Raw genomic sequence first — 24,672 nt, 5'->3', positions numbered from 1 at the left:
TTTAATCCGCCCTTTCGTGTTCAAGTTGATTACAGGTTTATTCCTGTAAATCGCCGCAGAAGCGATAACCTTCGCCATGGATGGTGGCGATGATTTCAGGTGTATCTGGAGTCGATTCGAAATGCTTACGAATACGACGAATTGTGACGTCAACAGTACGGTCGTGCGGCTTAAGCTCACGGCCTGTCATTTTCTTCAGCAATTCAGCGCGAGACTGAATTTTCCCAGGGTTTTCGCAGAAGTGCAGCATCGCGCGGAATTCGCTACGCGGCAACTTGTACTGCTCGCCATTTGGGCTGACCAGTGAACGGCTGTTGATGTCCAGTTCCCAACCATTGAACTTGTAGCTTTCAACGGAACGACGTTCTTCGCTGATTGCACCCAGGTTCATAGTACGAGACAACAAGTTACGCGCACGAATGGTTAATTCACGTGGGTTGAATGGCTTAGTGATGTAATCATCTGCGCCGATTTCAAGGCCAAGGATTTTATCCACTTCGTTATCGCGGCCGGTCAGGAACATCAATGCCACATTGGCTTGCTCACGCAATTCACGCGCCAGGAGCAGGCCATTTTTACCTGGCAGATTGATATCCATAATGACCAGGTTGATGTCATTATCGGAAAGGATCTGATGCATTTCAGCGCCATCGGTCGCTTCAAAAACATCATAGCCTTCAGCTTCAAAAATGCTCTTTAACGTGTTGCGTGTTACTAATTCGTCTTCGACGATAAGAATATGCGGGGTCTGCATGTTTGCTACCTAAAATTGCCAACTAAATCAAAACAGGAAGTACAAAAGTCCCTGACCTGCCTATTACATGCCATAAATTAACATGTTGGGCGTAACATGACTAAAGTACGTAATTGCGTTCTTGATGCACTTTCCATCAACGTCAACAACATCATTAGCTTGGTCGTGGGCACTTTTCCCTCTGGACCCGACGGTGTCAAAAACGGTTGTTATCCTATACCATTTTAACAGCAACATAACAGGCAGGACCGCTTTAGACATCTGATAAAACTACGCTTCGTTGACATATATCAAATTCAATTGTAGCACGTTAACAGTTTGATGAAATCATCGTAGCGTTTTGCCACCTTTCATCACATTTTTTTAATAATCAATATGGTTACGTGAATTGATTAGTAAACAACGTAAATCAGATTGCAAGTGGTGGTGGCATGGATTTTTTATCATATAAAACAAATTGATAGTGCTTTTTATTGCCTTGCGGAGTGCTGGTCAAACCACGAATAAGTATTTAAGGTGCTTATGATTCGCATTACATACATTCTATAGGTGAATGTTGCCTTAATGTAAATTTTTGATGCGTATTATCATTTGTATTTTGTGAATGTCCGAAAACAGACACTTTTTTTTAAGAGAGCTTTGATGCGTTTTTTAATTATTTTGGTTGCTCCCGCCAGAGCTGAAAATGTCGGTGCCGCAGCCCGTGCAATGAAGACCATGGGATTTGCTGAACTACGCGTTGTTGATAGCGAAGCGGACCGCCAGCCTGAAGCGCGATGGGTGGCACATGGTTCCGGCGACGTGCTGGATAACGCGCAGCATTTCGATACGCTCGCGCAAGCGCTGCATGATGTGGATTTCACGATTGCCACCACTGCCCGTAGCCGTGCGAAATTCCATTACTACGCCACACCGCAGCAACTCGTACCATTGCTTGAAGAAAAGCGGGAATGGGTCGGCACGGCGGCGTTGGTTTTTGGGCGTGAAGATTCGGGGCTGACCAACGAAGAGCTGGAGCTGGCTGATGTCTTAACCGGCGTGCCGATGGTGGCAGATTATCCGTCTCTCAATCTTGGGCAGGCTGTCATGGTGTATTGCTATCAACTCTCCGCGCTGATGCAACAACCCGCTCCTGAGCATGATGTCGTTGACGCAAAACAGTTAGTGGCTTTACGTGCGCGTATTGCCTCTTTACTTGAGCGTGTTGATGCCAGCGAGGACCAAAAAATGGTCGACTGGTTACAGCAGCGATTGGGGCTTTTAGCGCAACGTGATACGGCGATGTTGCACCGTTTGCTCCATGATATTGAAAAAAAGTTACCAGAGAAAAATGCTGATAACTGAATGCATAGTAGTGAGGATGGGGTGTGCTCCCCCCTCTTTTTCAGCGTAATGAGCGCATCTTGTGATGAATTATCAGCGTTCGATAGTCATGTCACAGATAGTGGTAAAATTAAAAATAAATTGACTTAGCCTGTCGGATACTTTAGTCAATATAGGTAAATCATATTACGAGCACACAACATCCATGATTCGCATCAGCCTGATGACCACAATTATTACAACCACCATTACCACAGGTAACGGTGCGGGCTGACGCATACCAGGAAAAACGAAAAAAGCCCGCACCTAAATAGTGCGGGCTTTTTTTTGGACTAAAAACTCAAGGGTAATAACAAATGCGAGTGTTGAAATTCGGTGGTACTTCAGTGGCAAATGCGGAGCGTTTTCTCCGTGTTGCCGATATCCTGGAAAGCAATGCCAAACAGGGGCAGGTGGCAACAGTGCTGTCTGCCCCGGCGAAAATTACCAATCACCTCGTTGCCATGATTGAAAAAACCATTGGCGGCCAGGATGCCTTACCGAATATCAGTGACGCAGAACGCATTTTCAGCGAACTTCTTAATGGCCTGGCTGAAGCGCAGCCTGGTTTTCCCCATGCACAGCTGAAATCGTTTGTTGATCAGGAGTTTGCTCAGTTAAAGCATGTTTTGCACGGCATCAGCTTGTTAGGGCAATGCCCGGACGGCATTAACGCCGCAATGATCTGCCGTGGAGAAAAACTCTCTATCGCGATCATGGCCGAATTGCTCAAAGCGCGCGGCCACAACGTGACGGTTATCAATCCGGTTGAGAAACTTCTCGCCGTCGGGCATTACCTTGAGTCCACTGTTGATATCGCAGAGTCCACACGCCGCATCGCCGCGAGCCGCATCCCGGCTGACCATATGATCCTGATGGCGGGCTTTACTGCCGGGAACGACAAAGGTGAGCTGGTGGTGTTAGGACGTAATGGTTCTGACTATTCCGCCGCCGTGTTGGCCGCCTGTTTACGTGCTGATTGCTGTGAAATCTGGACTGATGTTGACGGGGTTTACACTTGCGACCCGCGCCAGGTTCCAGATGCCAGGTTATTGAAATCTATGTCGTATCAGGAGGCGATGGAGCTTTCTTACTTCGGCGCTAAAGTTCTGCATCCACGCACCATTTCTCCTATCGCTCAGTTCCAAATCCCTTGTCTGATTAAAAACACCGGAAACCCACAAGCGCCAGGCACGTTAATTGGCGCGGAGAGCGACGAAGACTCTCTGCCGGTCAAAGGCATCACCAATCTGAACAACATGGCAATGTTTAACGTCTCAGGCCCAGGCATGAAGGGCATGGTCGGCATGGCTGCACGTGTTTTTGCAGCGATGTCCGGTGCCGGGATTTCGGTGGTGCTGATTACTCAGTCATCTTCTGAATACAGCATTAGCTATTGCGTGCCGCAGGCAGATTGCGCCCGTGCGCGTCGAGCGATGGAAGATGAGTTTTATCTCGAGTTGAAAGAGGGCCTGCTCGAACCGTTGGCAATCATGGAGCATCTGGCGATTATCTCTGTCGTCGGTGATGGCATGCGCACGCTGCGTGGTATTTCTGCCAAGTTCTTCGCCGCGCTTGCCCGCGCCAATATCAATATCGTGGCCATTGCACAAGGCTCTTCGGAGCGCTCGATTTCTGTGGTGGTCAGCAATGACGACGCGACAACTGGCGTGCGTGTGACCCATCAGATGCTGTTCAATACCGATCAGGTTATCGAAGTGTTCCTGATTGGCGTGGGCGGCGTCGGTGCGGCATTAGTCGAACAAGTGAAACGCCAGCAGGCGTGGCTCAAGCAAAAACACATCGATTTGCGCGTGTGCGGCATTGCGAACTCAAAAGCGCTGCTGACCAATATCCACGGCCTGAATCTGAACAACTGGCAGGAAGAGCTGGCGCAGGCAAAAGAGCCGTTCAACCTTGGCCGCCTGATTCGTCTGGTGAAAGAGTACCATTTGCTGAACCCGGTCATTGTTGACTGTACTTCCAGCCAGGCGGTGGCCGATCAGTACGCCGATTTCCTGGGTGAAGGTTTCCACGTGGTGACGCCGAACAAAAAGGCGAACACTTCCACCATGAACTACTACCACCAGATGCGTAACGCTGCGGCGAAATCACGCCGTAAATTCCTTTACGACACCAACGTGGGCGCGGGCCTGCCGGTTATCGAAAACCTGCAAAACCTGCTTAACGCGGGTGATGAATTACAACGTTTCTCCGGTATTCTTTCGGGTTCACTGTCGTTTATTTTTGGCAAACTCGACGAAGGTATGAGCTTGTCAGAAGCCACCAAAGTGGCGCGAGAAATGGGTTACACCGAACCCGATCCGCGTGACGATCTTTCCGGCATGGACGTCGCGCGTAAGCTGTTAATTCTGGCGCGTGAAACCGGCAGCAACCTTGAGCTTTCCGACATTGTTATCGAGCCTGTATTGCCTGAGTCATTTGATTCTACAGGTGATGTCGAATCGTTTATGGCGCGTATCCCGCAACTGGATGACGAGTTTTCTGCGCGTGTGGCACAAGCCCGCGACGAAGGAAAAGTGTTGCGTTATGTTGGCGTGATTGAAGCGGATGGCAGCTGCAAAGTTAAAATTGATGCGGTTGATGGTAACGACCCGTTGTATAAAGTTAAAAACGGCGAGAACGCCCTGGCGTTTTATAGCCATTACTATCAGCCGTTACCGCTAGTGTTGCGTGGTTACGGAGCAGGGAATGATGTTACTGCTGCCGGTGTTTTCGCCGACTTATTGCGCACTTTGTCATGGAAGTTAGGAGTTTAAGATGGTTAAAGTATACGCCCCGGCTTCCAGTGCCAATATGAGCGTCGGGTTTGATGTACTGGGCGCGGCGGTTTCGCCAATAGACGGTTCGCTGCTCGGCGATTACGTGACGGTCGAAGCGGCAGACACTTTCAGTTTGAATAATATTGGGCGCTTCGCCAGCAAGTTACCTGATGAGCCGCGCGAAAATATCGTTTACCAATGCTGGGAGCGTTTCTGCCAGGAAATCGGCAAAAACATTCCGGTGGCCATGACGCTGGAAAAAAGCATGCCGATTGGTTCTGGTCTGGGATCGAGCGCGTGTTCGGTAGTCGCAGGCTTAATGGCGATGAACGAATACTGCGGTAAACCGCTAAGCGACACCCGCTTGCTGAGCCTGATGGGTGAGCTGGAAGGGCGCATTTCGGGCAGCGTTCACTATGATAACGTTGCACCGTGCTTCCTCGGCGGTATGCAATTGATGATTGAAGAAAATGGCATCATTAGCCAGTCTGTACCGGGCTTTGATGAGTGGCTTTGGGTGCTGGCGTATCCGGGAATTAAAGTCTCGACCGCAGAAGCACGTGCGATTCTGCCGGCGCTTTATCGCCGCCAGGATTGCATCAGCCACGGTCGCCATCTGGCAGGCTTTATTCACGCCTGCCACACCCGTCAGCCACATCTTGCGGCAAAACTGATGCGTGATGTGATTGCCGAGCCGTACCGCGCAAAATTGCTGCCGCGCTTTAACGAAGCACGCCAGGCCGCCGCGGATATTGGTGCACTGGCGAGTGGTATTTCGGGTTCCGGCCCAACTCTTTTTGCGCTGTGCGATAACACTGACACCGCACAACGCGTGGCTGACTGGCTCAGCCAACACTATTTGCAGAACCAGGAAGGTTTTGTACATATTTGCCGTCTGGACACGGCGGGCGCACGAGTTCTGGGATAACGCATGAAACTGTATAACCTTAAAGATCATAATGAGCAGGTCACTTTTGCCCAGGCAATTGTGCAGGGTTTGGGTAAACAGCAGGGGCTGTTTTTTCCTCACGACTTGCCGGAATTTGAACTGACCGAAGTCGACGAAATGTTGAAGATGGATTTCGTCTCTCGCAGCAGTAAGATTTTGTCTGCATTTATCGGCGATGAAATCCCGCAAGAAATTCTCGAAGAACGTGTGCGTGCGGCGTTTGCTTTCCCTGCACCGGTGAAAAGCGTAGAGCCAGATATCGGCTGCCTTGAGTTGTTCCACGGCCCAACTCTGGCGTTTAAAGATTTCGGCGGCCGCTTTATGGCGCAGATGCTGACGCATATCAGCGGCGACAAACCGGTCACTATTTTGACCGCGACTTCTGGCGATACGGGTGCTGCGGTAGCGCATGCTTTCTACGGCCTGAAAAACGTGCGCGTCGTTATCCTGTATCCGCGTGGCAAAATTAGCCCGCTACAGGAAAAATTGTTCTGTACCCTTGGCGGTAATATTGAAACTGTCGCTATCGACGGCGATTTCGATGCCTGCCAGGCGCTGGTGAAACAAGCGTTTGATGATGAAGAATTGAAATTGGCGCTGGGGTTAAATTCCGCCAACTCAATCAACATCAGCCGTTTGCTGGCCCAGATTTGCTATTACTTTGAAGCGGTGGCGCAACTGCCACAAGAAGCTCGCAATCAGCTGGTGGTTTCCGTACCAAGCGGCAACTTTGGTGATTTAACCGCGGGCTTGCTGGCAAAATCGCTCGGCTTGCCAATCAAGCGTTTTATCGCGGCGACCAATGCCAACGACACCGTTCCGCGTTTCCTGACCAACGGCGAATGGGCACCGAAAACCACGGTTGCGACACTTTCTAACGCCATGGATGTCAGCCAGCCAAACAACTGGCCGCGCGTGGAAGAGTTGTTCCGCCGTAAGATCTGGCGTTTAACCGACCTCGGTTATGCGACCGTCACCGACGAAACCACTAAAGCCACGATGAAAGAACTGAAAGCAGTGGGCTATGTTTCTGAACCACACGCGGCTATCGCTTATCGCGCGCTGCGTGACCAGCTCCAGCCAGGTGAATACGGCTTGTTCCTTGGCACCGCGCATCCGGCGAAATTCAAAGAAAGCGTGGAGGAGATCCTCGGCGAAACGCTACCGCTGCCAGCAGAGCTTGCTGAACGCGCTGATTTGCCACTACTTTCTCACAATCTGCCAGCAGACTTTGCTGCGCTGCGTGCATTGATGATGGCTAATGTTTAATAGCTGAGTTTATTCGCTCGACGAAAACCACTCTTCGGAGTGGTTTTTTTATCTCTGAATCATGGAGGAAATGTGCAGGAAACAAGGAGGGAAAATGTAGGAATTCCCATTAAATGCGGGCGCTTAGAGATTAGGATTGCGGAGAATAACAACCCCATGCTGTAAGGCATATGCTCTCTTCAACGACCCATATGGGGCATGAATGCAGTAAGGAGTCACTTATGTTGAAATCAATTATTCTTGCGTTATCGATGCTGGTAATCGCTCCGTTAGCTGCGCAAGCTTCAGAAATTACATTAGTTCCGGCAGTGAAATTACAAATTGGCGATCAGGATAATCACGGAAATTATTGGGATGGCGGTAACTGGCGCGACCATGGCTGGTGGAATGATCACTATGAATGGCGTGATAACAGATGGCATCCGCATGATCATCACAACGATCATCGCGACGACCACGATCATCATGGCAAAGACCATCATGACAATGGTAATCACTACGGGCAAAACAAACATCACTAAACAAAACGCCAGCATTGCGCTGGCGTTTTGGCTTACTGTTCGTGGCGCTTGAACACAAGCTCATGTTTACCGGAGGCGGCTTCATCAAAGAAGTAGCCGTCAGTGTTAAAACCAGTCAGTTGTTCAGGTTGGGTGAGGCGGTTTTCAATGATGTAACGGCTCATCAAGCCACGCGCTTTTTTGGCGTAGAAGCTGATAACTTTAAACTTGCCGTTCTTCTCATCGAGGAACACCGGCTTGATGATTTCTGCATTGAGTTTTTTCGGTTTCACTGATTTGTAATACTCATCAGATGCCAGGTTAACCACGATATTGTCACCCTGAGCCTCTAGTGCCTGATTCAACTTCTCGGTGATGGTATCGCCCCAGAAGTGGTACAGATCTTTACCCTTCGGATTCTCAAGCTTGATACCCATTTCCAGCCGATACGGCTGCATCAAATCCAACGGGCGCAACACGCCATATAAGCCGGAAAGCATGCGTAAATGCTGCTGCGCAAAGTCGAAATCCGCATCGCTAAACTCTTCTGCCTGTAATCCGGTGTAGACGTCGCCTTTAAAGGCCAGAATCGCCTGACGCGCATTTTGCGGCGTGAAATCCGGCTGCCATTCGTGAAACCGGGTTTCGTTAAGCGAGGCCAGTTTGTCGCTGATATGCATCAGAGAAGAAATTTGCGGCGCACTGAGTTTGCGCGCCACGGCAATCAACTGTTGGGAATAGTCCAACAGCTCGGGTTGCGTATAACGATCGGTCGGCAGATCGCTTTGATAATCCAGGGTTTTTGCAGGTGAAATTAGAATTAGCATGTTTGTTCCTTGCTCACTTTTACCGCCTACTCTAACAAATTTACTGGAAGTATTAGCCAATGGTTGCGATTAGCGTTTGGTTTCAGGAGGCTTTGGATTGTCCCAAATACCCGGTGCCAGTTGGCTTTTAATTTCAGGAAAACGGTTCGGATCGAAAACCGGTATTTCTCCGAGCTTCAACTGGCGCAGGTAATCAGCACTCAGGTCGCGTGCAATCGGTGAGAGCAGCAGGATTGCCGTGAGGTTGGTGACAGCCATAAACGCCATTGCCACATCCGCCATTTGCCAGACCAGCGGCAGTGGCGAAAGCGTACCAAACATCACCATCACCAGCGCCAGGCAGCGGAATAACACCGTCGCAAACGGGCTTTTTTGTTGCAAAAAGAAGAGGTTGTTTTCTGCGTAAGCATAGTTGGCGACAATCGATGTGAAGGCAAACAACATCACAATCAGCGCGATAAAACCGGTTCCCCACGAGCCAACCATGCTGCTAAGAGCTTGTTGTACCAGGGTAATGCCATTCATGCTGGGATCGGCGGTATCGAGTATTCCGGAAAACAGAATGATGCCTGCGGTTGCAGTACAAATGATCATGGTATCAATTAGCACACCGAACATTTGCACCAGCCCTTGCGAGGCGGGATGGGGGGGCCACGGTGCCGCCGCTGCTGCTGCATTAGGCGAAGAGCCCATACCCGCTTCGTTAGAGAACATTCCGCGCTGAAAACCGGTGGTAATCGCCTGGCTGATGGTGAATCCAATTGCGCCCGAGGCGGCTTCTTGCCAGCCAAACGCGCTTTTGAACACCAGCGAAACCACTTCTGGTAAACGCTCAATGTTCATCGCCATAACCACCAGGCTCATCAACACCCAGATTAACGCCATGAAGGGCACTAACCATTGGGCAACACGCGCGGTGCCACGCATTCCGCCCCAAATGGTACCTGCGGTGATGACAACCAGAGCCATGCCAATCCAGGTTTTAGGAATACCAAAAGCATGGTTTACCGCATTGGCGATAGAGTTTGCCTGTACCGCATTGAAAATCAGGCCAAAGGCTATCATCAGGAAGATGGAGAACATGACACCCATCCAGCGCATTCCCAGCCCGCGTTCCATGTACCAGGCCGGGCCGCCGCGATAATTGCCTTCGCTGTCACGGGTTTTATAAAGTTGGGCAAGGGTACATTCGGCAAAGGAAGTCGCCATACCCAGCATTGCGACGACCCACATCCAGAAAATAGCGCCCGGGCCACCGAGCGTCAGAGCGAGTGCGACACCGGAAAGATTACCGCTGCCAACACGGGCAGCAAGGCTTGTACACAATGCCTGGAATGAGGATAGTCCGGAAGAATCTGCGCTTTTGCTCGCCATAAGGAGGCTGCGTAGATGAGTCAGATAGCGGAATTGCACAAATCCACATCGCCAGGTGAACCACAAACCCGCGCCGACTAATAAATAAATGAGGATTGAACCCCAGAGTATCTCATTGATAAAAAGAAAAAAATCTGCCATTAACATCCCTCGTTTGCATGCGATACGTGCACAGCTCATGCGCAGCTTGCGCGTATGCTCCTTTAGATTGCAGGCGAATAATACATAGAATATATCAGTTTAGCGTTCAGTTCTTAACGATGTGTCACTGCGGTTGCACCTGAATTGCGTCGTGATATCATCAAGCCAGACCGGTTACATCCCCCTAACAAGTTCTACCAAACGAGAAACTATCATGACGGATAAATTGACCTCCCTGCGTCAGCTAACCACAGTTGTTGCGGACACCGGGGATATTGCGGCAATGAAGCTGTATCAACCGCAAGATGCGACCACCAACCCCTCTCTGATTCTGAACGCTGCGCAAATTCCTGAATACCGCAAACTGATTGATGATGCGGTTGCATGGGCGCGTGAGCAGAGCAGTGACCATGCACAACAAGTTGTGGATGCCACTGACAAGCTGGCGGTGAATATTGGTCTGGAAATCCTGAAACTGATCCCGGGTCGCATTTCTACTGAAGTGGATGCGCGTCTGTCTTATGACACCGATGCCAGCATCACTAAAGCAAAACGCCTGATCAAAATGTACAACGATGCGGGTATCAGCAACGACCGTATCCTGATCAAACTGGCTTCTACCTGGCAGGGCATCCGTGCTGCTGAGCAGCTGGAAAAAGAAGGCATCAACTGTAACCTGACTCTGCTGTTCTCCTTCGCTCAGGCGCGTGCTTGTGCAGAAGCGGGCGTATTCCTGATTTCTCCATTCGTAGGCCGTATCCTCGACTGGTACAAAACGAATACCGATAAGAAAGAGTACGCACCAAACGAAGATCCAGGTGTGGTTTCTGTTTCTGAAATCTACCAGTACTACAAAGAACATGGTTACGAGACTGTTGTTATGGGCGCAAGCTTCCGTAACCTGGGCGAGATCATCGAACTGGCTGGTTGTGACCGTCTGACCATTGCTCCTGCGCTGCTCAAAGAGCTGGCAGAAAGCGAAGGCGCTGTTGAGCGTAAACTGTCTTATACTGGCGAAGTTAAAGCGCGCCCAGAACGTATGACCGAGTCTGAGTTCCTGTGGAGCCACAACCAGGATCCAATGGCAGTTGATAAACTGGCTGATGGCATCCGTAAGTTTGCTATCGACCAGGAAAAACTGGAAAAAATGATCGGCGACCTGCTGTAATCATTTATTAGCGTGGCCGGAGTATTCCGGTCACGCTTTTTAGTGTTTCACCCTGTCTGCAACTCTCTTCGCCGTGTATCATTCCGTTAAGTTTGCTGATTTCCCCGGGAATGATATGAATACCTTACGCATTGGCTTAGTTTCCATCTCTGACCGCGCTTCGAGCGGTGTCTATCAAGATAAAGGCATTCCGTCGCTTGTTGCCTGGCTTGAAAAAACCTTAACCACCCCTTTCCAGATTGAAACCCGTTTAATCCCTGATGAGCAGCCGTTGATTGAGCAGGCTCTTTGCGAGCTGGTTGATGAAATGGCGTGTCATTTGGTGTTAACCACCGGTGGCACTGGCCCCGCGCGTCGTGATGTAACCCCTGATGCTACGCTTGCGATTGCTGACCGCGTGATGCCTGGCTTTGGCGAGCAAATGCGTCAGATAAGCCTGCAGTTTGTGCCGACGGCCATTCTTTCTCGCCAGGTCGGTGTTATCCGCAAACAAGCATTAATCCTTAACTTGCCGGGGCAGCCGAAATCAATTCAGGAAACGCTGGAAGGCGTCAAAGCTGCGGACGGGAAAGTCGTTGTGCCGGGAATCTTTGCGAGTGTACCGTATTGTATACAGCTGCTTGATGGTCCTTATATCGAAACGGATAGCGTTGTAGTAGCATCTTTTCGGCCTAAAAGCGCGATTCGCGAGATAAACTCCTAAAAATTAATTGTTTGTGACATAAGATGTAGTGAGTATGGTATGTGTAGTGGGGTTCGTTATAGTAAGTTTTGCTTTACAGCAAAATGGAAACTAAATACCACGCCCTATTGCATACGCAGGTTCTTATGTCACAACAACAGCATTCAATACAACGCACAAGACCTCTGAATCGTCAGGATTATAAAACTCTGACTCTTGCCGCCCTTGGCGGTGCGCTCGAATTTTACGACTTCATCATCTTCGTCTTCTTTGCCACCGTTGTCGGGGCGCTTTTCTTCCCAGCGGATATTCCTGAATGGCTACGCCAGCTACAAACCTTCGGCATTTTTGCTGCGGGATATCTGGCGCGTCCCTTAGGCGGCATCATCATGGCGCACTTCGGCGACCTGGTTGGCCGTAAAAAGATGTTCACCCTGAGCATTTTGCTGATGGCGTTACCGACGCTGGCGATTGGTATGCTGCCAACCTACGAAACCTTGGGCATCGCGGCTCCAGTCTTGCTGCTTTTGATGCGTGTCCTTCAGGGCGCGGCAATTGGCGGTGAAGTCCCTGGTGCCTGGGTCTTTGTTGCCGAACACGTTCCTTATAAACGTATCGGCATAGCGTGTGGCACGTTAACGGCGGGCTTAACAGCCGGGATTTTGCTGGGGTCCGTTGTCGCTACCATCATTAATACCTCGATGACGCAGGAAGCCATTCACGATGGCGGCTGGCGTATTCCGTTCTTCCTCGGTGGGATTTTCGGCCTGGTGGCGATGTATTTGCGTCGCTGGTTGCAAGAAACCCCAATCTTCCTTGAGATGCAGGAACGCAAAGCGCTGGCAGAAGAGTTGCCGTTGAAATCTGTCATCGCAAACCATAAAAAAGCGGTCGTGATTTCGATGCTGCTGACTTGGTTGTTGTCGGCAGGGATTGTAGTGGTGATTTTGATGGCCCCCACCTGGTTGCAAAAACAGTTGGGGATTGCGCCTGCGTTAACGCTTCAGGCAAACAGCATTGCCATCGTGATGCTGTGTATCGGCTGTATTATGGCGGGGTTGGTTATCGATCGTATTGGTGCCAGTAAAACGTTTATTGTCGGCAGTCTGATGCTGGCTGTTTGTAGCTGGATGTTCTACCACCTGACCGCGAGCCACCCTGAATACCTGTTCTTCTTATATGGTCTGGTCGGTTTAAGCGTCGGCGTTGTTGGGGCGGTTCCGTATGTAATGGTCAGAGCGTTCCCGGCGGAAGTGCGTTTTACCGGAATCTCGTTCTCTTACAATATGTCGTATGCCATTTTCGGTGGCCTGACGCCCATCTTCGTGACGATGCTATCGGCAATATCGCCGATGGGACCCGCGTGGTATGTGCTGGCGTTAGCGATGGTGGGTTTAGGTCTGGGGATTTGGCTGCGCAATGATTTAACGTCGGAAAGCAAAGTGGTTGAAAGGCCGCTGCAACATTCATAAAAAAAACGCGGAGGAAAACCTCCGCGTTTTTGTTTTCTGATTCGTTGCTTGCCGGAATTAGTGTTTTTCACCAATTGGTAGCACGGTACGGCCAAACTGCTCGTTGAGCACTTCGCCCATCGCCAGGTAAATGGCGCTTGCGCCACACACCAGACCAATCCAGCCCGCGATGCGTACGATGCCTTCGTTGTCAGCCAGGTGGCCGATAGCCAGCAGAGCAAACAGTACGGTCAGGCTTGCAAACACGAACTGCAGCATACGTGGCGCAGAAGCCAGGGTGCCGAAGAACATGAATAGCGTGAATACGCCCCACAGACCGAGATACGCGCCGAGGAAGTGTGCGTTTGCAGCGTCTGCAAGACCCATCTTAGGCATGATCAGAATGGCGACCAGAGTCAGCCAGAAAGAGCCATAAGAAGTGAATGCTGTCAGGCCGAAAGTATTACCTTTCTTAAATTCCAACAGGCCGGCAAAAATTTGTGCGATACCACCGTAGAAAATGCCCATTGCAAGGATGTTGACATCAAAAGGGAAGATGCCGGTGTTATGCAGGTTGAGCAGAATGGTAGTCATGCCGAAGCCCATCAAGCCCAGGGGAGCTGGATTAGCCAACTTAGTGTTGCCCATAGTTCCTCTAAAATTCGTCTGAAAATGAATAGTTGTAGTCGCCACACGACTGCGAAAGGGCAGCGGGGCGCGGCATCATAATCAGGAGAGGGGTTCGAGTCCATGATCTAAACAGGTGTGAAGATGAAAATTTTTTTTGCCTTGCCCCTTGATGGCGAGCCGAGTGACCCCATCTTGTATGCAACCGCAGTTGATGAGCCTGCAAAAAATCATGTTTGGGCAGTTGAAAGACTCTTGTTTGCCCGCATAACAGGTTCACGACCATATGACGAACAAATTTTAAGTGGAGACGTTTAGATGGGTAAAATTATTGGCATCGACTTGGGTACTACCAACTCTTGTATAGCAATTATGGATGGTACTACCGCTCGCGTTCTTGAAAACGCCGAGGGTGATCGCACCACTCCTTCAATCATTGCTTATACGCAGGATGGTGAGATTCTGGTTGGTCAGCCGGCTAAACGTCAGGCAGTGACTAACCCGCAGAACACACTGTTCGCGATTAAACGCCTGATTGGCCGTCGCTTCCAGGACGAAGAAGTGCAGCGTGATGAAGCCATCATGCCGTACAAAATCATTGCAGCCGACAACGGTGATGCATGGATTGATGTTAAAGGTCAGAAAATGGCACCTCCGCAGATCTCTGCTGAAGTGTTGAAGAAAATGAAGAAAACCGCTGAAGATTATCTGGGCGAGCCAGTAACTGAAGCTGTTATCACCGTTCCTGCATACTTCAACGATGCACAGCGTCAGGCAACGAAAGATGCTGGCCGTATCGCAGGTCTGGAAGTAAAACGTATCATCAACGAACCAACCGCAGCGGCTCTGGCCTACGGTCTGGATAAAGAAGTTGGCAACCGTACTATCGCGGTTTACGACTTGGGTGGTGGTACTTTCGATATCTCTATTATCGAAATCGACGAAGTTGATGGCGAAAAAACCTTCGAAGTTCTGGCAACCAACGGTGATACCCACCTGGGTGGTGAAGACTTCGATAGCCGTCTGATCAACTACTTAGTGGAAGAGTTCAAGAAAGATCAAGGTATCGATCTGCGTAACGATCCACTGGCTATGCAGCGTCTGAAAGAAGCTGCTGAAAAAGCGAAAATTGAGCTGTCTTCTGCTCAACAGACCGACGTAAACCTGCCGTACATCACAGCAGACGCGACCGGTCCAAAACACATGAACATCAAAGTGACTCGTGCAAAACTGGAATCCCTGGTCGAAGACCTGGTAAACCGTTCTATCGAGCCGCTGAAAGTTGCTCTGCAAGACGCTGGCCTGTCTGTATCTGATATCCAGGACGTTATCCTGGTTGGTGGTCAGACTCGTATGCCAATGGTGCAGAAGAAAGTGACTGAGTTCTTCGGTAAAGAACCACGTAAAGACGTTAACCCGGACGAAGCTGTTGCAATCGGTGCAGCTGTTCAGGGTGGTGTGCTTGCTGGTGATGTGACTGACGTACTGCTGCTGGACGTTACCCCGCTGTCTCTGGGTATCGAAACCATGGGCGGTGTGATGACTTCACTGATCAACAAAAACACCACTATCCCGACTAAGCACAGCCAGGTGTTCTCCACAGCTGAAGATAACCAGTCTGCGGTGACCATCCATGTGATTCAGGGTGAGCGTAAGCGTGCGGCGGATAACAAATCTCTGGGTCAATTCAACCTGGATGGTATCAGCCCAGCACCACGCGGCATGCCGCAGATCGAAGTAACTTTCGATATCGATGCTGATGGTATCTTGCACGTTTCCGCGAAAGACAAAAACAGCGGTAAAGAGCAGAAGATCACCATCAAGGCTTCTTCTGGTCTGAACGAAGAAGAAATCCAGAAAATGGTTCGCGATGCAGAAGCTAACGCCGAAGCTGACCGTAAGTTTGAAGAACTGGTTCAGACTCGCAACCAGGGCGACCATTTGCTGCACAGCACTCGCAAGCAGGTTGAAGAAGCAGGCGACAAACTGCCAGCTGATGACAAAACTGCCATCGAGTCTGCACTGACAGCGCTGGAATCTTCTCTGAAAGGCGAAGACAAAGCAGACATCGAAGCGAAAATGCAGGCACTGGCACAAGTTTCTCAGAAACTGATGGAACTGGCTCAGGCGCAACATGCTGAGCAGCAAGCCGGTAACGCAACTGATGCTGGTAACTCAACAAGCAAAGACGACGATGTTGTTGATGCTGAGTTCGAAGAAGTTAAAGACAAAAAATAATCGCCCTTTGAGCGGTTGGTAACTGGCACGGGCGTCGAGGTTTTCCTCTGCGCCCGTGCCCGCATGTTAGGGGCAGACAAAAAAGATGGCGAAGAGAGACTATTACGAGGTTTTAGGCGTTCCGAAAAACGCGGAAGAGCGTGAAATCAAGAAAGCCTATAAACGCCTGGCAATGAAGTTCCACCCGGATCGTAATCAGGGTGACAAAGAGTCCGAAGGCAAATTTAAAGAAATTAAAGAAGCCTACGAAATCCTGACCGATGATCAAAAACGCGCTGCTTACGACCAATATGGTCATGCCGCGTTTGAGCAAGGCGGGATGGGCGGCGGCGGTCACGGCGGATTTGGCGGTGGCGGTGCTGACTTTGGCGATATCTTTGGCGACGTATTCGGTGACATCTTCGGTGGTGGTCGTCGTCAACGCGCTTCCCGCGGGTCCGATTTGCGTTACAACATGGACTTAACGCTGGAAGAAGCGGTTCGTGGCGTCACCAAAGAGATCCGTATCCCAACGCTTGAAGAGTGCGGTGTTTGCCACGGTAGCGGCGCGAAAGCTGGCTCTAAGCCGCAGACTTGCCCGACTTGTCATGGACAAGGTCAGGTGCAAATGCGCCAGGGCTTCTTCACCGTGCAGCAGAGTTGTCCGCACTGTCAGGGTCGCGGCTCTATTATTAAAGATCCGTGCAATACCTGTCATGGTCATGGCCGTGTAGAGAAAACGAAAACCCTGTCGGTGAAAATCCCGGCTGGCGTCGATACCGGTGACCGTATTCGTCTTGCAGGCGAAGGTGAAGCGGGTGAGCATGGCGCTCCATCAGGTGATTTGTACGTTCAGGTTCAGGTTAAACAGCACCCGATCTTCGAACGTGAAGGCAACAACCTGTATTGCGAAGTGCCAATTAACTTCGCGATGGCTGCGTTGGGTGGCGAAATCGAAGTCCCTACGCTTGATGGCCGTGTGAACCTGAAAGTGCCGGGCGAAACGCAAACGGGCAAATTGTTCAGAATGCGTGGCAAAGGTGTGAAATCCGTACGTGGCGGCGCTCAAGGCGATCTGCTGTGCCGCGTTGTGGTGGAAACCCCTGTCAGCCTGAACGAAAAGCAGAAACAACTGCTGCGTGATTTGGCTGAAAGTTTTGGTGGCCCAAGCGGTGAAAAGAACAGCCCTCGTTCAAAGAACTTCTTTGACGGCGTGAAAAAGTTCTTTGATGATTTGACCCGCTAAACCCCATTTCCTTTCAGCAGTACAAAAGCCTGAATCGTTTGTTTTTTGATTCAGGCTTTTTTATGCGCTAAAAATGTATTAATTCTACAAGTAAGATGATTCGTTATTTTCGATTGTTTGATGCTATATAATCTACTTTTCTCGATGTATTAGGCAGGCTATGCTTAATACATATTAAAGCCCTAAATGATTTAAGGCAGTTGAAAAACCGGGATGACAGAATGACTAAAAAACTAAAATGCTTTTTCCATAGCGATGCCTCAAGCGGCATCTTTTTGATCCTTGCCGCAGTTCTGGCAATGGTTCTTGCTAATCTGGGTTCCACCAGCGAGTTATATCAATCGTTTTTGAACACACCGGTAGAAGTCCGTATCGGTTCTCTGGATATCAGTAAAAACCTGTTGTTGTGGGTGAATGATGCACTGATGGCCATCTTCTTCCTGATGATTGGTCTGGAAGTGAAACGTGAAATGGTGAGCGGCTCGCTTGCCAGCATGCGTCAGGCGTCGTTCCCGGTAATTGCGGCGTTGGGCGGCATGGTTGTTCCGGCGGCAATCTATTTACTGTTTAACTTCCAGGACCCAATCACCCGTGAGGGCTGGGCGATCCCGGCTGCGACGGATATCGCTTTCGCTTTGGGTATTCTGGCATTGCTGGGCAACCGTGTACCTGTTGCACTTAAAGTGTTCCTGATGGCGCTGGCGATTATCGATGACCTGGGCGCGATTGTTATCATCGCTTTGTTCTACACCAGCGACCTTTCAATTCTGTCGCTGGCGGTTGCTGCGGGGGCGATTGCGGTCCTGGCATTACTGAACATCTGCAACGTTCGTCGCACCGGCTTGTATATTCTGGTGGGGGTCGTATTGTGGACTGCGGTATTGAAATCAGGCGTACACGCAACGCTTGCCGGGGTCATCATTGGCTTCCTTATTCCGCTTAAAGAGAAAGACGGGCGTTCCCCGGCAAAAGAGCTGGAGCATGTGCTTCACCCTTGGGTCGCGTTCCTGATTCTGCCATTGTTCGCTTTTGCCAATGCAGGCGTGTCGTTGAGCGGTGTAACTTTTGCCGGCTTAACCTCGCTGTTACCAATGGGGATTATGGCGGGTCTGTTTATCGGCAAGCCGCTGGGCATTAGCCTGTTCTGCTGGGCTGCCCTGAAATTTAAACTGGCAACCTTGCCTAAAGGGACAACCTGCAAAGAGATTATGGCGGTGGGTGTGCTGTGCGGAATTGGCTTTACGATGTCGATTTTCATCGCATCGCTGGCATTCGACGGTGCAGACCCGGCACTCATTACCTGGGCGAAACTGGGTATTCTGCTTGGATCGCTGCTTTCAGCAGTGGTGGGTTACTGCATGTTGAGAAGTCGTTTCAGCCCACAACTAAAACATAATTAATATTCCACTAACGGCTCCTTGGGAGCCGTTAGCAAATGGATGGTTTATCAGGGAGCGAACAACGCATGTCACACATAAATTACAATCATCTCTATTATTTCTGGCACGTTTGCAAAGAAGGTTCTGTCGTAGGTGCAGCAGAAGCTCTGTATCTGACGCCACAAACCATTACTGGCCAAATCAAAGCATTAGAAGAACGCCTGCAAGGTAAACTGTTCCGTCGCCAGGGGCGTGGTTTAGTCCCTTCTGAGCTGGGCCAGCTTGTATTTCGTTATGCAGACCGCATGTTTACGCTAAGCCAGGAGATGCTGGATATCGTCAACTATCGCAAAGAGTCGAGCCTGCTCTTTGATGTGGGTATTGCCGATGCGTTATCAAAACGTCTGGTCAGCGGGGTGCTGGATGCCGCGGTGGTTGAGGATGAACAAATTCACCTGCGCTGCTTTGAATCGACACACGAAATGCTGCTCGAACAATTGAGTCAACATAAGCTGGATATGATTATCTCGGATTGCCCGATTGATTCGACCCAGCAAGAAGGGTTGTTCTCGGTGAAAATCGGCGAATGCGGAATTAGCTTCTGGAGCCAGAATCCGGTGCCTGATTTGCCATTCCCTGCATGCCTGGAAACCCGACGCTTACTGATTCCGGGTCGTCGTTCAATGTTAGGGCGCAAGATCCTCAACTGGATTAACACTCAAGGGCTGAAGGTTGAAATTCTCGGTGAGTTTGATGATGCGGCGCTAATGAAAGCCTTTGGTGCGGCACACAATGCGATATTTGTCGCACCGACGCTTTACGGCGAAGACACCTACAAAGATGAGAGCATTGTCGAAATCGGGCGTGTTGAGAATGTGATGGAAGAATATCACGCGATATTTGCCGAACGAATGATTCAGCACCCTGCGGTACAGCGTGTGTGTAACCGGGATTATTCGGCTTTGTTCAAAGAAGCTTGATTCAGGCGCTCAAATTTCAGATATAAAAAAACCGGCAGAAGCCGGTTTTTTTTAAGCTAACAACAAGTTGGCGATTAAGCCAGTTTGTTGATTTGCGCTACAAGGTTAGCCTTGTGACGCGCAGCTTTGTTTTTGTGGATCAGACCTTTGCTAGCCTGACGATCCACGATTGGTTGCATTTCGTTAAATGCTTTCTGTGCAGCAGCTTTGTCGCCAGTTTCAATCGCTGCGTATACTTTCTTGATGAAAGTACGCATCATAGAGCGACGGCTTGCGTTGTGCTTACGAGCCTTTTCAGACTGTACAGCACGTTTCTTAGCTGATTTGATATTAGCCAAGGTCCAACTCCCAAATATGATCTATGTGGACAATTCAAAGGCCGAGGAATATGCCCTCTTAGCCTTCTTTTGTCAATGGATTTGTGCAAATAAGCGCCGTTAAATTTCCGGAGCCTCTTACGTTGTGATGGCGCGGATTCTACCAGCTTCATGCTCATGAATACAGCTTTAAGCAACAAAAATCGTCCAGTGATGCGCATCTATAGAGAAACCAGACGCCAGTGCGATGAAATCCTTAACGCTTTATGTCAAAGGGTACAATCGCCGGTTAACCTTCACCGTGGTAATTGATATAATCCGCCGATTTCCACTGTCTTGAGCCAGCCATGAAGCTGATACGCGGCATACATAATTTACGCCAGAACCACCACGGGTGTGTCCTCACCATTGGGAATTTCGACGGCGTTCATCGAGGCCACAAGTCCCTGTTAAAAGGGCTGTGTGCGGAAGGACGTGCGCGCAATCTGCCGGTGATGGTCATGATCTTTGAGCCGCAACCGCTTGAGCTTTTTGCGGGTGATAAAGCTCCAGCGCGTCTGACAAGGCTGCGCGAAAAGCTGCGTTATCTGGCCGAGTGTGGAGTGGACTACGTGTTGTGCGTGCGATTTGACCGTCGCTTTGCTGCACTCACCGCGCAAAACTTCGTCAGCGATCTGCTGGTCGACCGCCTCGGGGTAAAATTCCTCGCGGTAGGTGATGATTTCCGCTTTGGTGCTGGTCGCCAGGGGGATTTCTTGTTATTACAGAAGGCTGGCCTGGAATACGGCTTTGACGTCACCAGTACGCAAACTTTCTGTGAAGGCGGCGTGCGAATTAGCAGCACAGCGGTGCGTCAGGCTCTGGCCGAGGACGACTTAGCGCTGGCTGAAAGTTTACTGGGTCATCCGTTTATCATCTCCGGGCGCGTTGTCCATGGTGATGAACTCGGAAGAACCATTGGTTTCCCAACGGCGAATTTACCGCTTCGTCGTCAGGTTTCCCCGGTAAAAGGGGTATTTGCGGTAGAAGTCGCAGGCCTTGGCGACAAACTGCTGCCAGGCGTTGCCAATATCGGCACGCGCCCAACGGTGGCGGGCCTGCGCCAACAGCTGGAAGTCCATTTGCTGGACGTTGCAATGGACTTATATGGGCACCATATTGATGTGGTGCTGCGTAAAAAAATACGCAATGAACAACGGTTTGCTTCGCTTGATGAATTGAAAGCGCAAATCGCCAAAGATGTGGTAACCGCCCGCGAATTTTTTGGGTCTAATACCTGAGCTGGCTTTCCTCAAAACCGAAATACGGAACCGAGAATCTAATGAGTGACTTTAAATCTACCCTGAACTTACCGGAAACAGGGTTCCCGATGCGTGGCGATCTCGCTAAACGTGAACCGGGCATGCTGGCTCGCTGGAATGATGATGACCTGTACGGCATCATCCGTAATGCAAAGAAAGGCAAAAAATCCTTCATTCTGCATGATGGCCCTCCATACGCGAACGGCAGCATTCACATTGGTCACTCAGTTAACAAGATTCTGAAAGACATTATCGTGAAGTCCAAAGGACTGAGCGGTTTTGACTCCCCATACGTTCCGGGTTGGGACTGCCACGGCCTGCCAATCGAGCTGAAAGTAGAGCAGCTTATCGGTAAGCCAGGTGAGAAAGTGTCTGCCGCTGAATTCCGTGCCGCGTGCCGTAAATACGCCGCTGAGCAGGTTGATGGGCAGCGCGAAGACTTCATCCGTCTGGGTGTGCTGGGCGACTGGTCACGTCCGTACCTGACCATGGATTTCAAAACCGAAGCGAACATCATCCGTGCGCTGGGTAAAATCGTCGGTAACGGCCACCTGCATAAAGGTGCCAAGCCTGTGCACTGGTGTGTTGACTGCCGTTCAGCATTGGCTGAAGCGGAAGTTGAGTATTACGACAAAACGTCTCCATCCATCTTCGTGAACTTCAAGGCTGTTGATGCCGACGCGGTAAAAGCGAAATTCGGCGTAACACAAGTAAACGGCCCAGTTTCTATGGTTATCTGGACCACCACTCCGTGGACGTTGCCAGCAAACCGCGCTGTTTCTCTGAATGCCGAATTCGAATACGTGCTGGTTCAGGTTGATGGCCAGGCGCTAATTGTCGCCAAAGATTTGCTCGAAGGTGTAATGAAAAGCGCGGCTATCACCGATTGGACCGTTCTGGGTACTGCCAAAGGTGCAGACCTTGAGCTGACCCGCTACAAGCACCCATTCTTAGATTTCGACGTGCCGGCGATTCTTGGCGACCACGTTACGCTGGAAGCCGGTACCGGCGCGGTTCATACCGCAGGTGGCCATGGCCCGGACGACTACGTGATCAGCCAGAAATACAACCTGGAAATCGCCAACCCAGTTGGCCCGGACGGTTGCTATCTGCCAGGCACCTATGAAGGTCTGGACGGCGTTCAGGTGTTCAAAGCGAATGACCTGATCGTTAATATCCTGCGTGATAAAGGCGTTCTGCTGCACGTTGAAAAACTGCTGCACAGCTACCCGCACTGCTGGCGTCACAAAACGCCAATCATCTTCCGTGCAACGCCACAGTGGTTCATCAGCATGGATCAAAAAGGCCTGCGCGCGCAGTCTCTGAAAGAGATCAAAGGCGTGCAATGGATCCCTGACTGGGGCCAGGCGCGTATCGAATCTATGGTTGCGAACCGCCCGGACTGGTGTATCTCTCGTCAGCGTACGTGGGGCGTGCCAATGTCCATGTTCGTACACAAAGACACTGAAGAGCTGCACCCGCGCACGCTGGAGTTGATGGAAGAAGTCGCTAAACGCGTGGAGCAAGACGGTATCCAGGCGTGGTGGGATCTCGATCCGCGCGACATCATGGGTGATGACGCTGACAACTACACCAAAGTGCCAGACACCCTGGACGTGTGGTTCGACTCCGGTTCAACACATTCATCTGTTGTTGATGTGCGCCCAGAGTTCAGCGGCCATGCAGCAGATATGTATCTGGAAGGTTCGGATCAGCATCGCGGCTGGTTCATGTCTTCCCTGATGATTTCGACGGCGATGAAAGGCAAAGCGCCTTACCGCCAGGTACTGACTCACGGTTTCACCGTTGATGGTCAGGGCCGCAAAATGTCTAAATCCATCGGTAACACCGTTTCTCCGCAAGACGTGATGAATAAACTGGGCGCGGATATCCTGCGTCTGTGGGTAGCATCGACCGATTACACCGGCGAAATGGCGGTTTCTGACGAAATCCTGAAACGTGCAGCCGACGCTTATCGTCGTATCCGTAACACCGCACGCTTCCTGCTGGCGAACCTGAACGGCTTCAATCCAGAAACCGATATGGTGAAACCAGAAGATATGGTGAAACTGGATCGCTGGGCGGTGGGTTGTGCGCAAGAAGCACAGGCCGATATCCTTGCAGCCTACGAAAACTACGACTTCCATGAAGTGGTGCAACGCCTGATGCGTTTCTGCTCCATCGAAATGGGCTCGTTCTATCTCGACATCATTAAAGACCGCCAGTATACCGCGAAGTCAGACAGCGTGGCGCGTCGTAGCTGCCAGACTGCTCTGTACCACATTGCCGAAGCGCTGGTTCGCTGGATGGCACCGATCATGTCCTTCACTGCTGATGAAATCTGGGCTTACCTGCCAGGTGAGCGTGAGAAATATGTCTTCACCGGCGAATGGTACGAAGGTTTGTTCGGCCTGGCTGATAGCGAAACCATGAACAACGATTACTGGGACACCCTGTTAACCGTGCGTGGCGAAGTCAACAAAGTTATCGAACAAGCGCGTGCTGACAAGCGTGTGGGTGGTTCTCTGGAAGCAGCAGTGACTTTATACGCTGACAGCGACCTGGCAGAGAAGCTCAACAGCCTGGGCGAGGAATTGCGATTTGTCCTGTTGACCTCAGGTAGCGAAGTTGTCGATTATGCGCAGGCAACGGAAGACGCGCAGCAAAGCGAAATCCTTAAAGGGTTGAAAGTTGCACTGCGTAAAGCTGACGGTGAGAAGTGCCCGCGTTGCTGGCATTACACCACTGACGTCGGCCAGGTAGCGGAACACGCAGAAATCTGTGGCCGCTGTGTAACTAACATTGCCGGTGACGGCGAAAAGCGTAAATTTGCCTGATGAGTAAATCGATTAGTTCGACTGGTCTGCGCTGGCTGTGGCTGGTGGTCGTAGTCCTGATTGTCGATCTGGGCAGCAAATACCTGATCCTCCAGCATTTCATGCTGGGGGACACCGTATCGCTGTTCCCGTCGCTGAATCTGCACTATGCCCGTAACTACGGTGCCGCGTTTAGTTTCCTTGCGGATAAAGGCGGCTGGCAGCGCTGGTTCTTCGCGGGTATCGCCATTGGTATCTGCGTGATTCTGGCGGTGCTGATGTATCGCGCTAAAGCGACGCAGAAGCTGAATAATATCGCCTATGCTTTAATCATTGGCGGCGCACTCGGCAACTTGTTTGACCGTTTATGGCACGGTTTTGTGGTCGACATGATTGATTTCTATGTCGGCGACTGGCACTTCGCCACGTTCAATCTGGCCGATACGGCAATCTGTATCGGCGCGGCGCTGATTGTGCTGGAGGGGTTCTTTGTCTCCTCCGACAAGCCCGCTAAGCAAAAAGGGTAATC

General features: G+C 50.7%; 22 protein-coding genes, 1 pseudogene and 1 other annotated feature. Of the genes and pseudogenes, 18 read left to right on the top strand and 5 right to left on the bottom strand.

What is annotated here, in order from left to right; translation table 11 throughout:
* Window positions 1–37: 37 nt before the first annotated feature.
* Window positions 38–754: a two-component system response regulator ArcA gene (arcA, locus tag M2371_RS12835; protein ID WP_034459438.1), complete on the bottom strand. Its 717-nt coding sequence runs from the start codon at window positions 752–754 to the stop codon at window positions 38–40.
* Between the two features lie 96 nt (window positions 755–850).
* Here arcA and yjjY point away from each other — a divergent pair.
* The 7 genes and pseudogenes from yjjY to M2371_RS12800 all read left to right on the top strand — a co-directional run bounded on the left by yjjY (window position 851) and on the right by M2371_RS12800 (window position 7,638).
* A pseudogene (yjjY, locus tag M2371_RS12830) lies at window positions 851–993 on the top strand (protein YjjY).
* A 403-nt stretch (window positions 994–1,396) separates the two neighbouring features.
* A complete protein-coding gene (locus M2371_RS12825; protein ID WP_172893190.1) occupies window positions 1,397–2,098 on the top strand; it encodes a tRNA/rRNA methyltransferase in 702 nt (233 codons plus the stop codon).
* Between the two features lie 184 nt (window positions 2,099–2,282).
* The gene (thrL, locus tag M2371_RS12820; RefSeq protein WP_115631754.1) at window positions 2,283–2,351 is read left to right on the top strand and encodes a thr operon leader peptide; all 69 of its coding nucleotides are present in this window, start codon (window positions 2,283–2,285) and stop codon (window positions 2,349–2,351) included.
* Window positions 2,290–2,407: a sequence feature (Thr leader region), on the top strand. (Overlaps the previous gene by 62 nt.)
* 26 nt (window positions 2,408–2,433) lie before the next feature.
* A complete protein-coding gene (gene thrA, locus M2371_RS12815; RefSeq protein WP_259267890.1) occupies window positions 2,434–4,896 on the top strand; it encodes a bifunctional aspartate kinase/homoserine dehydrogenase I in 2,463 nt (820 codons plus the stop codon).
* A gap of 1 nt (window position 4,897) precedes the next feature.
* Window positions 4,898–5,827 (top strand): homoserine kinase, encoded by a 930-nt coding sequence (gene thrB, locus M2371_RS12810; protein WP_172893192.1) that lies wholly within the window; start codon window positions 4,898–4,900, stop codon window positions 5,825–5,827.
* A gap of 3 nt (window positions 5,828–5,830) precedes the next feature.
* Window positions 5,831–7,117, top strand: coding sequence for a threonine synthase (gene thrC / locus M2371_RS12805; RefSeq protein ID WP_259267889.1), 1,287 nt, complete (start codon window positions 5,831–5,833; stop codon window positions 7,115–7,117).
* 221 nt (window positions 7,118–7,338) lie between these two features.
* Window positions 7,339–7,638: a DUF2502 domain-containing protein gene (locus M2371_RS12800; protein WP_259267888.1), complete on the top strand. Its 300-nt coding sequence runs from the start codon at window positions 7,339–7,341 to the stop codon at window positions 7,636–7,638.
* A 32-nt stretch (window positions 7,639–7,670) separates the two neighbouring features.
* Here M2371_RS12800 and yaaA read toward each other — a convergent pair whose 3' ends face one another.
* A complete protein-coding gene (gene yaaA, locus M2371_RS12795; protein WP_172893194.1) occupies window positions 7,671–8,444 on the bottom strand; it encodes a peroxide stress protein YaaA in 774 nt (257 codons plus the stop codon).
* A gap of 69 nt (window positions 8,445–8,513) precedes the next feature.
* A complete protein-coding gene (locus M2371_RS12790) occupies window positions 8,514–9,959 on the bottom strand; it encodes a sodium:alanine symporter family protein (RefSeq protein ID WP_172893195.1) in 1,446 nt (481 codons plus the stop codon).
* 214 nt (window positions 9,960–10,173) lie between these two features.
* Between M2371_RS12790 and tal the strand changes: the two genes are divergently transcribed.
* The 3 genes from tal (at window position 10,174) to M2371_RS12775 (ending at window position 13,281) form a co-directional block, all read left to right on the top strand.
* Window positions 10,174–11,127, top strand: coding sequence for a transaldolase (gene tal / locus M2371_RS12785; RefSeq protein WP_034498577.1), 954 nt, complete (start codon window positions 10,174–10,176; stop codon window positions 11,125–11,127).
* A 115-nt stretch (window positions 11,128–11,242) separates the two neighbouring features.
* Window positions 11,243–11,830: a molybdopterin adenylyltransferase gene (mog, locus tag M2371_RS12780; RefSeq protein WP_172893196.1), complete on the top strand. Its 588-nt coding sequence runs from the start codon at window positions 11,243–11,245 to the stop codon at window positions 11,828–11,830.
* Between the two features lie 125 nt (window positions 11,831–11,955).
* Window positions 11,956–13,281: an MFS transporter gene (locus M2371_RS12775; RefSeq protein WP_259267887.1), complete on the top strand. Its 1,326-nt coding sequence runs from the start codon at window positions 11,956–11,958 to the stop codon at window positions 13,279–13,281.
* Window positions 13,282–13,338: 57 nt separating this feature from the next.
* Here M2371_RS12775 and satP read toward each other — a convergent pair whose 3' ends face one another.
* Window positions 13,339–13,908 (bottom strand): acetate uptake transporter, encoded by a 570-nt coding sequence (satP, locus tag M2371_RS12770; protein ID WP_034498568.1) that lies wholly within the window; start codon window positions 13,906–13,908, stop codon window positions 13,339–13,341.
* A 123-nt stretch (window positions 13,909–14,031) separates the two neighbouring features.
* On the opposite strand from satP, the gene M2371_RS12765 reads away from it, so the two are divergent.
* The 5 genes from M2371_RS12765 (at window position 14,032) to nhaR (ending at window position 19,709) form a co-directional block, all read left to right on the top strand.
* Window positions 14,032–14,205 carry a hypothetical protein gene (locus M2371_RS12765; RefSeq protein WP_172588649.1) on the top strand — a complete coding sequence of 58 codons (174 nt, stop codon included), beginning with the start codon at window positions 14,032–14,034 and terminating at the stop codon, window positions 14,203–14,205.
* Complete coding sequence (gene dnaK, locus M2371_RS12760; RefSeq protein WP_115627268.1) at window positions 14,206–16,125, top strand: molecular chaperone DnaK; 1,920 nt, start codon at window positions 14,206–14,208, stop codon at window positions 16,123–16,125.
* Between the two features lie 85 nt (window positions 16,126–16,210).
* Window positions 16,211–17,350: a molecular chaperone DnaJ gene (dnaJ, locus tag M2371_RS12755; protein ID WP_034498562.1), complete on the top strand. Its 1,140-nt coding sequence runs from the start codon at window positions 16,211–16,213 to the stop codon at window positions 17,348–17,350.
* A 221-nt stretch (window positions 17,351–17,571) separates the two neighbouring features.
* Entirely contained in the window at window positions 17,572–18,750 is a 1,179-nt protein-coding gene (gene nhaA / locus M2371_RS12750; RefSeq protein WP_259267886.1) for a Na+/H+ antiporter NhaA, read from the top strand.
* A gap of 65 nt (window positions 18,751–18,815) precedes the next feature.
* Complete coding sequence (gene nhaR / locus M2371_RS12745; RefSeq protein ID WP_172893198.1) at window positions 18,816–19,709, top strand: transcriptional activator NhaR; 894 nt, start codon at window positions 18,816–18,818, stop codon at window positions 19,707–19,709.
* Window positions 19,710–19,783: 74 nt separating this feature from the next.
* On the opposite strand, the gene rpsT is transcribed toward nhaR, so the two are convergent.
* Window positions 19,784–20,047, bottom strand: coding sequence for a 30S ribosomal protein S20 (gene rpsT / locus M2371_RS12740; RefSeq protein WP_034459390.1), 264 nt, complete (start codon window positions 20,045–20,047; stop codon window positions 19,784–19,786).
* Window positions 20,048–20,373: 326 nt separating this feature from the next.
* Here rpsT and ribF point away from each other — a divergent pair, with 326 nt between their 5' ends.
* Genes ribF through lspA form a run of 3 tightly spaced genes read left to right on the top strand, consistent with a single transcriptional unit; the run spans window position 20,374 to window position 24,670 of the window.
* The gene (gene ribF, locus M2371_RS12735; protein ID WP_172893200.1) at window positions 20,374–21,306 is read left to right on the top strand and encodes a bifunctional riboflavin kinase/FAD synthetase; all 933 of its coding nucleotides are present in this window, start codon (window positions 20,374–20,376) and stop codon (window positions 21,304–21,306) included.
* Window positions 21,307–21,347: 41 nt separating this feature from the next.
* Window positions 21,348–24,164, top strand: coding sequence for an isoleucine--tRNA ligase (gene ileS, locus M2371_RS12730; RefSeq protein ID WP_259267885.1), 2,817 nt, complete (start codon window positions 21,348–21,350; stop codon window positions 24,162–24,164).
* Window positions 24,164–24,670, top strand: coding sequence for a signal peptidase II (lspA, locus tag M2371_RS12725; protein WP_172893202.1), 507 nt, complete (start codon window positions 24,164–24,166; stop codon window positions 24,668–24,670). Before ileS ends, lspA begins: the two co-directional genes overlap by 1 nt.
* Window positions 24,671–24,672: the final 2 nt, after the last annotated feature.

Source organism: Buttiauxella sp. BIGb0471, from assembly GCF_024807715.1.
Taxonomy (GTDB): Bacteria; Pseudomonadota; Gammaproteobacteria; order Enterobacterales; family Enterobacteriaceae; genus Buttiauxella; species Buttiauxella agrestis.
Note: the sequence above shows the minus strand (reverse complement) of the source record. Positions and strands in the feature narration are given on the sequence as shown.